An 11,679-nucleotide genomic window follows, 5' to 3' on the forward strand; every position below is an offset into this window, starting at 1 on the left:
CTAACTGCCATTCATTGCGTTTATGAACGCGTCCAATTCCCTGTCTTCAATCGCAACTGTATGTTCTGTTGCAGGGTATGTTCCATTTCTTACATCTGATTTGAATTCTTTGAATGCTGCGATACGTTCGTCTTGTAACCGTTGGTATTCTGGTGCGAAATTGCGATAAACCTTGCCATGGCGTGGCTTGTGGTTTTTGCCATAACCACAAACATCTTCGGTAAACAGGTATTGTGCGTCTGCATATTTTCCTGCCCCCATTCCCAGCATGATCATCGAAGAATTTTCTGACAAATATTTACCGATACGATCTGGCACGACCTCTAGTTCAACCGCAAAAACGCCAAGTGTTTCCATTTTTTGCACATGTTTCCACAAGGCCAATGCCTCGTCCGCAGTTTTGCCAACGGCACGCCATCCTGTCCATGTAATATAGGATGGGATCAAACCCGCATGGCCAACAACGGGAACATGATTGTCACAAAGTGTTTTTTGAATGTCATAAGATGCCGCACAATAAAAACAATCACCGCCCAAACGCGTGTAATGAAATGCTGCTCGTAAGTAATCTTCTGCCGTTGCTAATGCGTTTGCATCGGAATTATCTTGAGCGCCGTAAGGCAAACCGACCTGAACGAAACAGTTCCCTGCGGCTTCACGCATTTCAGCATCGAAAAAACGACTTTCGATGGATAGCATGTGAATGCCCGCGGCATTGGCGGCGGCGGCTTCTTCTGGAGTTGTGACGAATAGCATCGAAATTTTTTCGCCATTCTTTTTCATATTGCGAATGTCCTCTACGTGAGGTCGGTTGTGATACATGCTCATGTTATTCTCCCAAAGGTTATGCCGATTTGAGCAAGCGTTTTAGATTGAACGTCTCGTCGATTAATTCAGAGGAAACCACAATCGCGCCGCGCTGAATGAGTTTTTCAAGAATGCGAATGTCCTTGGCGATTTCATTGCCAACGCCAATACCAGCAGCGGCGGTAAGAACCCCCGAAGCATCACATTGAAACAAAACACATTTGTTTTCTGTGGAATGGCGGTGGTGAATTTCGGCGTCTAATTCAAACAACCCTGCCACCTGCATCGTCAGATCATATTGATCAGACCAAAACCAAGGCACATCTGTATATTCACCCTGTTCACCCATGATTGCCCCGGCAACATGTGCGCCTTGATCTTGGGCTGCTTTCCAGCTTTCTAATCGCACGCGCACACCCTGCCATGTGAAATTGCAACAATCCCCTGCAGCAAATATATTTGGGTCTGATGTGCGAAAATGATCATCCACCACGATCCCGTTTTCAACATCTAAACCCGTTGATTGCGCAAGCTCTGTGTTTGGCACCGATCCAACCCCCGCAATCACAACATCCGCTTTGATTTGAGTGCCATCGGTTAATGTGATACTGGTTCGATCACAGGCATTCACACCCATCCCCGTGATGATTTTAACACCGTTTTTCACATGCTCGGCGTGAACAATCTGGCTAATGGGTTCTGGCACGCCGCGCCCCAAGATACGCGGCGCGGCCTCTATCAAGGTCACATTTGCACCTGCGTTTCGTGCGGTGGCCGCCAATTCAAGACCGATAAATCCACCACCGATAATGCCGATAGTTTTGTCAGGTTTCAAAAACGGGGAGATTTCATCCAAATCCGTATCGGATCGCAAGGTGAGACATTCTTTCATCCCAGCAAACAGCCGCGCACGCGCACCCGTTGCAAAAACCAATGTTTCATAATGTTGAATTGATCCATCATTCAATGAAATTTGTCGGCTGTTTCGATCAACACTAACAACGGTTGTTGCGCGTTTCAGGGTGATATTTTCATCCACAAACGCATCTGCATTTTTAATTAATTTGGGCTCTGACCCATTCCCTTTTGATAGTGGTGGGCGCTCATATGGCAGGTTTGGTTCATCCGTTAACAACGTGATTTCCCCGTCATATCCGCGTTCACGCAATGAAAACGCGATGCGAACACCACATTCCCCTGCCCCGATGATGACAACACCCCCCATCGGCTACGCCTCGATCAATGGGTGGCTATTTCCCACCTTTATTGGATAGCTATGCCAATTTTCGAATAAAGACGGCGCTTCAATCACATCATTTTTGATTTCAAAAATGCTGGCCTGTTTCAAACATTCTGTGGTGTTATTCACACCCAGTCCATCGGGCAAACCTTGATCAATCCGTTGTGCCATTTTGGCGCTCCTTATTTGAATTTCAATATTTTTGCAGCACTGCTTGGGTCATATTTCTTGGGGTTTGAAATCAGAAACCGTCGCGGGCATAACACCGCGCAGCAGGGCCACGGATTTTTCCAAACCTTCCAAGCTGTTCAGCAAAACATCTTCATGCTCGATGCTCAGCCATCCGTCGTAGCCCGCCATTTTCAAATGGTAACAAAACTGTCTCCACCATTCTTCGCCATGTCCAAATCCAAGTGTGATATAGCTCCATGACCGATTTGGAATATCCATCAATGATCCATTTTCCAAAAGCGATGTGACCGCCTGAACAGGAGCATTGAGCATCGTATCTTTGGCGTGAACGTGAAAGATTGCATCACCCAACGCATCCGCAGCAGCCAACGGATCCGCGCCCATCCAAAACAAATGAGATGGGTCAAGGTTTGCACCAATCATGGGGCCAACCGCATCGCGTAATTTGTGCAATGTGGGCACATTGTAAACGCACTGGCTGCCGTGTAATTCAAGCGCAATCCGCTCCACCCCATGAGCACGCGCCAATTCGGTGATTTCCATCCAAAACGGGATAAGCCTCTCTTCCCATTGGAAGCGCAGGATATCTTTTGTTTCCGGTGGCCAACTGGTCACAACCCAATTGGGCATCGTGTCTGTCGCATTGCCAGCAGGCAAACCAGACATCGTACAAACGGTTTTGATCCCCAATTCACCGGCAATGCGAATGGTATCTTTTAGCCCTTCAGCCTGATCCATATCCGTTGGATGAAGCGGATTGCCATTTGCATTCAGGCTAATGATTTCCAATTCACGATCGGCAAATGATTTCGAAAACGCTTTGCGCATATTTGCATCGGTTTTCATAACTGCCAAATCAAAATGTGGCGCTGTGGACCAGCCACATGTGTTCACCTCTACACCAGAAACCCCCATGCGCGTGGCATTATCCAACATGTCATCAAATGACATGGTGCCAAGGCTATCTGAAACAAATCCTAACTTCATTTGAAAACTCCAGTTTCTTTATTTTCACGCGATTTCGCATCTATGTTTTTCTGTGCTTGCTCGCGCGTATTGACCAACCCCTTGTGAAATATCGGGTGGCGACACGCATATTGGCGTGCCGCCCAGGGGAGAATTGGTTGAACTATTTGACCAAACTATATTTCGATAAACACCCGCCCCGATTCCAACTTCACTGGATAGGTGGCAAGGTTCACACAAACCGGTGCACGCATCGCCTCGCCATTGCGATAGTCAAACTGGCCGTTATGTTTTGGGCATTCGATTGTGTGATCCATCACCAATCCATCTGCAAGATGAACCTTTTCGTGCGTACACAGCCCATCCGTGCAAAAATATTCATCATCGGGTGATCGATAAATCGCGAATGTGCGATCGTCGAAATCAAATCGAATGACATCTTCTTCATCGATATCATCCGCAGCACAGGCATCTATCCATGTTGGCATAATCTTATCCTTATTCAGCTGGTAATTGAGTGGGTTGGTTCACACCCCCTGCCCCCAAGACAGTTTCGTGAAAATCATCGCGGTATGGCTGTGCCGTTTTTGGCAATTCTCGCAAAATGAATTCATCATGATAGGCAAGCTGGCGACGCAATACTGGCAGCACCTCTTTATATGCCTCCCACATTGACCGGTTCGCGGGCGGGAGATCATGTTTGATCAGCGCATGTAATTCGGGCAAACGATGATAAGGCACCATTGGGAACATGTGATGTTCCACATGATAATTCATGTTCCAATATATAAATCGGCTGATCGGATTCATGTAAACGGTGCGGCTGTTCATGCGATGATCAATTACATCATCGGCCAGCCCCGCATGTTGCAACAACCCTGTTAAAACGTGATGCCATGCCCCATAAATACGTGGCAATCCAATAATCATCAGCGGCAAGATGGATTGAGTGATGATCGCCAAAACGACCACTGCCGCATAAATACAAAACCAGATACGCGCCACGCGAATGACTTTGTGATGTTCGCTTTCGGGAATATAGGTGATTTCTTCGCGATCAAGCTTTCCCACCGCATTTAACAGCATCGTTTTCAGGCCGTGAAACGTATCCAAAATCCCAAAGAAATTAAGGAAAATGCGAAACAACGCTGGTGGTCGCATCGCAACGATTTCTGGATCACGCCCAACAATGATCGTGTCGGTATGATGTCGCGCATGGCTCCAGCGCCAAGTCACGGGATTTCGGATCATACAGAATGACGCGACTTGATAGACCCAATCATTATATTTCGCTGTGCGAAACGGTGTGCCGTGACCACATTCATGCCAACGGCTATCCATTGCAGACCCATATAACACACCATAAGCAAGCCAAAACGGAACCGACCACCATGTTGGCCAAAGCAGTACGCCAATTGCGCAGAAAAACATCATGCTGCCAAACAGAATAAATGTATCACGGATCGCTGGTTGATCATCACGTTTCATCAACGCTTTCATCTGTTTGCGCGTAATATCCGTGTGATACCACTGCGCAGCCGCCAAACCGGTTTCAACCGCGCGTTTGGCATCGGGCCCAAGCAATGAATAATCCCGTTTTTTCACATTCACCTCCTCTGATGCGAAAACTTGAATTATTGATAACAGTTTGGTTGCAATTTGCTGCGTTTCAATGCAATAATTACATCAAAATACATCATAAATCATCCTCATATTGATGTGATTACATCAAGGAAAAAGATGGCAAAAAGACCCACAATCAAAGATTTGGCAAATGCTGCAAATGTTGGTGTGGCAACGGTTGATCGCGTGTTAAACGCCCGCGCCAATGTGCGCCCAGAAATGGTTGATTTGGTGATTGATGCCGCGGAACGTATCGGATACCCCACCCGCGCAATGACTGCACATCGTGATGCAACACGTTTGCCTTTGGTGCGGTTTGGATTTGTTTTACACAAAGGATCGCAAGAGTTTTATCAAAACTTTTCGCAAGAGCTTCGCGCCGCAATTTCGGAACGCAAAGATATACGTGCAAAAATTACCTTTCGATTTTCTTCATCCCAATCACCCGATGATTTTGCCAAAGAAATTCGGATCGCAGCCCAATCCAGCGACATCATCGCAACATCGGCAATCAACCACCCAAGTTTGACTGAAATCGTTTCAGATCTGCGCGATAGTGGCACCTCTGTTTTTGCATTGTTAAATGATTTTGCCCAAGGAATGCGGCAAAATTATTTCGGGCTTAACAACGTTAAGGTCGGGCGTATTGCGGGCTGGATGATGGCAACGGCGATACCTGACCCTGGAAAATTGGCGATATTTGTTGGGGGAAATCGTTGGCATGGGCATCTGTTGCGTGAAACAGGATTTCAAAGCTACATACGTGAAATAGAACCTAAATTCAACATGTTAGATACCGTGGTTAACCTTGAAACCCGACAGGTAACATACGAAGCAACACTGGATTTGTTGGACCGCCACCCAGATTTGCGCGGAATTTATGTGGCGGGTGGCGGCATGGAGGGTGCGATCGCAGCCATGCGCGAAAAACGCCCCCCTAACAAAGTGGCGTTAGTTGTCAACGAATTAACCGAAGAAAGCAGACGCGCATTATCAGATGGATATGTGAATTTGGTGATTGCAACGCCGTTATCGGAATTGTGCCACAAATTGGTTGATGTGATGATCAAATCCGCACAGGGCGATCCTGATACAACCACCAGTCAGCATTTTTTCACGCCGCAACTTTTTGTACCAGAATCCTTTTGAAAACACGCGCAGTGTCCGCAGAGCAAAGCCAAGGAAAATCAATCCCCCCTTCAAATTTCACCAGAAGGATTATGTGGATCGCTGCCCTATCTGCTCAACAAATCACTGAGCTGACGCGGTTGACCATCACGAGCGGCGCTATCTGCCGCATCGGCCAAGATTTGAGCATTAAGGCCATCAATCCCTGATGGTGTCATTTTACCACCCGAATTCACCACATCCACAAAATGTTCCATTTCCCCACGATAGGCCGCCGCATAGCGTTCCAAAAAGAACGGCTGTGTTGGCGCGGTTGTGAAGCCGGATCCATTAGATAGCTCAACAGTATTTTCCAACATGTTTTCGGCACGCAACATACCCTTGGAGCCATGCACCTCGATACGTTGATCGTAACCATATGTGGCGCGGCGCGAATTACTGATTTGGCATAGCTTGCCACTTGCAGTTTTCAAAGTAACCACTGCCGTATCAAAATCACCTGCTGCCCCGATGCCATCATCCACAAGACACGACCCCGCAGCGGTAAGTTCGATCGGTTCTTCACCCAACAAAAATCGTGCCATGTCCAAATCATGGATCATCATATCTCGGAAAATTCCACCCGATGTTTTGATATATTCAATGGGTGGCGGCGCGGGGTCGCGCGACAATATCGTGACTATTTCCACGTTGCCAATCACTTGGTCTGCGATCTGTTTTTGTAAATATGCAAAGTTGGGATCAAATCGCCGATTAAACGCCGTCATAAATGGCACGCCTGCTTTGTCCACTGCGGCCAAACATTCGCGAATGCGATCAACGGACAAATCAACCGGCTTTTCACAAAAAATCGCTTTCCCTTGTGCCGCTGCTTCGTGGATTAAATCGTAATGCGTGGTTGTCGGTGTGCCAATCACAACGGCGTCGATACCTGGATCACGCAACATCTCTTCGCTTGTCATTACTTTTGCGCCCAAATCCGACGCCAATGCGTTGGCTGCTTCGGGCATAAAATCGGAGACCGCCGCAGCGCGTGCTGTTGTCATACCTTTTAGCGTTTTCCCATGTACGTGACCAATACGGCCACATCCCAAAAGTCCAATATTCAACATATCTTAGCCTTTCAAAGCAGATAAAATTGGTCGCGCTGCGGCGACCATCGGGTCATGTGTTTCTTTAAGAATTGTTACGCGGTCAAATCGTTTTGAATCCGCATTTACGGCCGTCCGCATCGCTGCGCCAAATGCCATGCGAAGTTCCGTACCGATATTAAACTTGCATATATTGGTTGTTTTGGCCAATCGCTGGCGCTGTTCAACGGGCACGCCCGAACCGCCGTGAATAACCAGCGGAACGTTTGTTCGCGATTGTATTTCATCGATGCGAATTTCATCTAAACCACCTTCTTTGTCTTGTTGAAGGTGGACGTTGCCAACTGAAATCGCCATGGCATCAACATTTGTGTCGCGCGCAAAAATGGCCGCCTCATCCGGGTTTGTCCCTGCAGAGTTTTCACCATTCGCATAGCCGACAAAACCAATTTCGCCTTCACATGAAATTCCAGCACCATGCGCCATATCGACAATACGTTTGGTTTCCTTGATGTTTTCTGACAAAGATTTGCGCGAACCATCAAACATCAAGGATGTAAATCCACTGTCCAATGCCAATGCACATTCATCGTAAGTATATCCATGATCCAAATGTGCAACGACCGGAACCGATGCGTTTTCTGCCAAGTGTCGAAACATTTTTCCCAGCACAGGCAATGGAGTGTGTTCGCGACAACTTGGGCCCGCTTGTAAAATGACAGGACAGTTTTCTGCTTCTGCGGCGGCAACGAATGCGCGCATATCTTCCCATCCAAGCGTGACCAAACCGCCAACGGCATAGCCGCCCTTTAATGCAGGTTGCAAAACATCTGCGAGTGTTACCAGAGCCATTATTTAAACTTTGCAATCATGTCTTTGATGCCAGGTATTGTTTCCAATTGATCGGCATGACTTGGTTGAAAAAATTGCACCAACGAACGTTGAGACAAGCCCCCCAGAATGGTGAAATAATACATCTGATATCCAGGCAAAACGGCACAGGGATGATATCCAGAATCCAAACAAATCGTGGAACCATCGATTAGATGATAGGCATCACCTGCCTCGCCATCCTTGCGTTGCAACATTTGCACACCAGAGCCATGGTTTGGCTTGAAGCGGAAATTATAGGTTTCGTCATGGCGTGTTTCCAACGGCAAACGATCTGTATCATGCTTATGGCTTGGGAAACCTGACCATCCGCCTTCACCAACGGTGAAAAGTTCGGAAACGAGCAAGCGACCGACCTTGTCATGATATTTCGTGCCAAGGATATGTTTTATTTTGCGATGCGTTTTGGTGTCATCAGATCCGTATTGCACCGTGTCCAATTCATCTGCACGAACAGCAAATGCATCAAGCACTTTGTCATAACGCGCACCCGCCACAAACACTTCTGCCTCATCGCTGGTACAAACCATTGTCGCACGCGCAGCAGTTGGAACATAGACTCCTTCTGGCTCACCGTCCCATACATCTTCGCGTCGCAAACCAAGCCCTGCGCATTTGAATCCTTCTATGTCCACATCTACTGTGCCCGTCGCTGGTACGATGCATGTTTCATACCCTGGAACGGAATATTCAAACGCTTGCCCCTTGGTCAGTTTGACGATGTTGAAATAGTTTAGTGGAACTGTCGCATCGTCGATATCCACGATTGGTTTATTCTTGTTATCAAATGGTGCAATATGCATGTTGTTCCCCTTAAGCGTGAGTTGGGCCAGAATGGTTAGCCAAAAATTGGTTAAGTGTTTCTGTATCCGCCATCGCAGGTGCACAGCCCGGGCGTGATACGGTTATAGATGCGCAAGCAGACCCACGCAAAAGCGATGTTTTCAAATCATGGCCATCGGCGATCGAGGTTAAAAAACCCGCCATGAAACTATCCCCAGCACCTGTTGGTTTCAGTGCATCAACTGGATAAATTCCAGTGCGGATTTCTTGTCCGTCCATAAATGTGATCGCACCCAGCTGACCCATTTTATAAACGACCAAGGCACCTGATTGTTCTGACAACGATCGCGCCTTGGCTAAACCTTTGTCGATACCGCCCGCCATGAAACCAAATTCTTCGTCATTGCCAACAATCATGTCCGATTTATCGGCGGCACGGCTTAACACATCTGCGGCAACTTCTGGAGATGGCCATGAATATGGTCGATAATCCACATCAAAAATAACGGGTACACCAGCGGCGCGCGCCAGATCAAATGCATGGAATGTGGCGGTGCGCGATGGTTCAGCGGCAAAAACTGTACCAGCGGTAATCAACGCACCAAAGGCAGAATAATCAACCGCCGAAATGTCCGATTTATCCATTTGAAAATCTGCGGCACCATTGCGATAAATTACGGATTGATGATCCTCTACCCGTGTTTCATAGATCGCGAGTGAATTTCGATATTCGCCGCCAATCGGTGTGACATGAGTGGTATCCACGCCATAATGTTTCAATTGTTTCACACAATATCGTCCAATACTATCGTCTGAAACGCGGGTGACCAATGCTGCGCGACCACCTAATTTGCAAATTCCCGCCGCGATATTGGCCGATGATCCACCCAAACCCACGGATACCGTTGTGGCATCTTCGGTTGCGGTGCCGGGCGGGTCTGGATAAAAATCCATGCCGGCACGCCCGATCACCACGAAATCATTGATTTTAATTCCATCCATTAAAGCGGACATTTAAATTCCTTTGCGCTGGCGCTGGCGCGTCGCTTCCCAATCTTGATGCGCGTGGGTGACACGATCACTTTCTGAAATATGGGGTGTCCCAACCTCCCACCATGCGTGACCTTGCGTTGTCCAGCCTTCGTATGGATCAACCTTCATCACGATGACATAGGTTTGCTCTGCTACTTTGGCACGGGCAAACGCATCTTTTAATCCAGCCGGGGAATCCACGGTTTCCGCCAAAGCACCCATTGATTTTGCATGGGTTTCAAAATCCACACTCACTTGATGGGTTGCTGTTGGTGTGTCGCTGATCAGGTTATTAAAGCTCTCGTTACCAGTGTTATTTTGCAATTTGTTGATGACCGCAAATCCGCCGTTATCCAGCACCAAAACGATCATCTTTTTTTGCGTTAAAACAGATGAATACAAATCCGAATTCATCAAAAGATATGAACCATCACCGGTAAACACGATCGTGTCTTGGTTTGGCTCGGTTTCAGATTGTGCGATACGCGCACCCCACCCGCCAGCAATTTCATATCCCATGCAAGAAAAGCCAAATTCAACATCAACGGTTCCCACATCCAAGGTGCGCCAATTCGCGGTTACCTCTGCGGGTAGACCACCTGCTGCGGCAACGATCCGATCACGCGGCGAACAATTTTCATTCACCACACCAATTGCCTGCGCATAGGATGCTGGCCCATTTCCAATGGAAACATTCTGGGCAACATAATCATCCCATTTGGCGCGTTCTGACCGCGCGTTTTTTATCCATTCTGTTGGTGATTTGTAGTCGGACATTGCCTCGTCTAAATTTATTAAACTTATCTTTGCATCACCAACAATTGTCGCTGACATATGTTTTGCTGCATCGTGGCGGGCAACATTTAATCCGATGATTTTTGCAGTTTTCGAAAATGCGGTCCAAGACCCAGTCGTGAAATCCTGCAAACGCGTCCCGACCGCCAAAATAACGTCGGCTTCTTCTGCAATATTGTTAGCACAATCAGAACCCGTAACACCCAAAGGACCGATATTTAGATCATGCGTTGCAATTAAATTTGCACGCCCCGCGATTGTTTCAACCACAGGGATTTGGTGCGCCTCAGCAAATGATGTTAGTTCGGCAACGGCTACTGAATATTGAACACCGCCACCTGCGATGATCATCGGGCGTTTTGCTGATTTCAACAATTCCGCGGCATCACGAATTTCCAAATCATCGGGTGCTTGACGGCGAATACGATGCACACGTTCATCAAAAAACGCGACAGGATAATCATATGTCCAACCCTGCACGTCTTGTGGCAAACCGATGAAAGCAGGCCCACAATCCGCAGGATCCAGCATGGTTGCCAATGCGGCAGGTAACGATTGAATAATTTGCGCGGGATGCGTGATGCGATCCCAAAAACGGCTTACGGCCTTGAACGCATCATTTACGCCAAACGTGGGATCGCCGAAATGCTCTAACTGTTGCAACACGGGGTCGGGTAAACGTGTGTTGAATGTATCCCCGCACAACATCAAAACAGGCAAGCGATTGGCATGCGCCAAAGCCGCGCTCGTTAACAGGTTTGCGGTTCCAGGCCCGGCCGATGCGGTGCAAAACATAAAACGCCGGCGCAGATGTGCCTTGGCATATGCAGCAGCAGCGAATCCCATGCCCTGTTCATTTTGACCACGATAAAGCGGCAATTCATCTTTGTGGTTGAACAGTGCCTCACCCAAACAGGTGACATTACCATGTCCAAAAATGCCAAACCCACCCCCGCACACACGCGTTTTTTCACCGTCAATTTCGATGTATTGTGCAGATAAATAACGAACAATTGCTTGAGCAACTGTCAATTTTATGGTCTCGTTTTGATGTCCCAATTCGCCCTCCCTGCGCAGTCAATTCAATTACGCATCTTAATGGGTATTGACCCTTGCGCATAAACAAGGTTA

At 47.6% G+C, this 11,679-nt stretch carries 12 protein-coding genes; 1 reads left to right on the forward strand and 11 read right to left on the reverse strand.

Annotated elements, in window-relative coordinates; genetic code table 11:
* The 6 genes from BFP76_RS04330 to BFP76_RS04355 form a co-directional block, all read right to left on the reverse strand.
* Positions 1-828, reverse strand: coding sequence for a 3-methyl-2-oxobutanoate hydroxymethyltransferase (locus BFP76_RS04330; protein WP_099591960.1), 828 nt, complete (start codon positions 826-828; stop codon positions 1-3).
* A 16-nt stretch (positions 829-844) separates the two neighbouring features.
* The gene (locus BFP76_RS04335) at positions 845-2,032 is read right to left on the reverse strand and encodes an NAD(P)/FAD-dependent oxidoreductase (protein ID WP_099591961.1); all 1,188 of its coding nucleotides are present in this window, start codon (positions 2,030-2,032) and stop codon (positions 845-847) included.
* Positions 2,033-2,035: 3 nt separating this feature from the next.
* Positions 2,036-2,218 carry a hypothetical protein gene (locus BFP76_RS04340; RefSeq protein WP_099591962.1) on the reverse strand — a complete coding sequence of 61 codons (183 nt, stop codon included), beginning with the start codon at positions 2,216-2,218 and terminating at the stop codon, positions 2,036-2,038.
* Positions 2,219-2,266: 48 nt separating this feature from the next.
* Positions 2,267-3,226 (reverse strand): sugar phosphate isomerase/epimerase family protein, encoded by a 960-nt coding sequence (locus tag BFP76_RS04345; protein ID WP_099591963.1) that lies wholly within the window; start codon positions 3,224-3,226, stop codon positions 2,267-2,269.
* A 155-nt stretch (positions 3,227-3,381) separates the two neighbouring features.
* Positions 3,382-3,693 carry a MocE family 2Fe-2S type ferredoxin gene (locus tag BFP76_RS04350; RefSeq protein WP_099591964.1) on the reverse strand — a complete coding sequence of 104 codons (312 nt, stop codon included), beginning with the start codon at positions 3,691-3,693 and terminating at the stop codon, positions 3,382-3,384.
* A gap of 10 nt (positions 3,694-3,703) precedes the next feature.
* Positions 3,704-4,810, reverse strand: a complete 1,107-nt coding sequence (locus tag BFP76_RS04355) for a fatty acid desaturase family protein (RefSeq protein WP_240513980.1) — start codon at positions 4,808-4,810, stop codon at positions 3,704-3,706.
* A gap of 135 nt (positions 4,811-4,945) precedes the next feature.
* On the opposite strand from BFP76_RS04355, the gene BFP76_RS04360 reads away from it, so the two are divergent.
* A complete protein-coding gene (locus BFP76_RS04360; RefSeq protein ID WP_099591966.1) occupies positions 4,946-5,977 on the forward strand; it encodes a LacI family DNA-binding transcriptional regulator in 1,032 nt (343 codons plus the stop codon).
* Between the two features lie 86 nt (positions 5,978-6,063).
* Here BFP76_RS04360 and iolG read toward each other — a convergent pair whose 3' ends face one another.
* From iolG to iolD, 5 genes are read right to left on the reverse strand one after another with little or no spacing between them, the layout of a single operon-like run.
* Positions 6,064-7,068, reverse strand: coding sequence for an inositol 2-dehydrogenase (gene iolG / locus BFP76_RS04365; protein WP_099591967.1), 1,005 nt, complete (start codon positions 7,066-7,068; stop codon positions 6,064-6,066).
* Positions 7,069-7,071: 3 nt separating this feature from the next.
* The gene (locus BFP76_RS04370) at positions 7,072-7,899 is read right to left on the reverse strand and encodes a class II fructose-bisphosphate aldolase (RefSeq protein ID WP_099591968.1); all 828 of its coding nucleotides are present in this window, start codon (positions 7,897-7,899) and stop codon (positions 7,072-7,074) included.
* The gene (locus BFP76_RS04375; RefSeq protein ID WP_099591969.1) at positions 7,899-8,741 is read right to left on the reverse strand and encodes a 5-deoxy-glucuronate isomerase; all 843 of its coding nucleotides are present in this window, start codon (positions 8,739-8,741) and stop codon (positions 7,899-7,901) included. The genes BFP76_RS04370 and BFP76_RS04375 overlap by 1 nt, the downstream gene beginning before the upstream one ends.
* Before the next feature lie 10 nt (positions 8,742-8,751).
* Positions 8,752-9,735, reverse strand: coding sequence for a 5-dehydro-2-deoxygluconokinase (iolC, locus tag BFP76_RS04380; protein WP_099591970.1), 984 nt, complete (start codon positions 9,733-9,735; stop codon positions 8,752-8,754).
* A complete protein-coding gene (iolD, locus tag BFP76_RS04385; RefSeq protein WP_099591971.1) occupies positions 9,736-11,607 on the reverse strand; it encodes a 3D-(3,5/4)-trihydroxycyclohexane-1,2-dione acylhydrolase (decyclizing) in 1,872 nt (623 codons plus the stop codon). It abuts the gene before it with no gap.
* Positions 11,608-11,679: the final 72 nt, after the last annotated feature.

Source organism: Paramylibacter kogurei, assembly GCF_002742285.1.
Classification (GTDB): Bacteria; Pseudomonadota; Alphaproteobacteria; order Rhodobacterales; family Rhodobacteraceae; genus Amylibacter; species Amylibacter kogurei.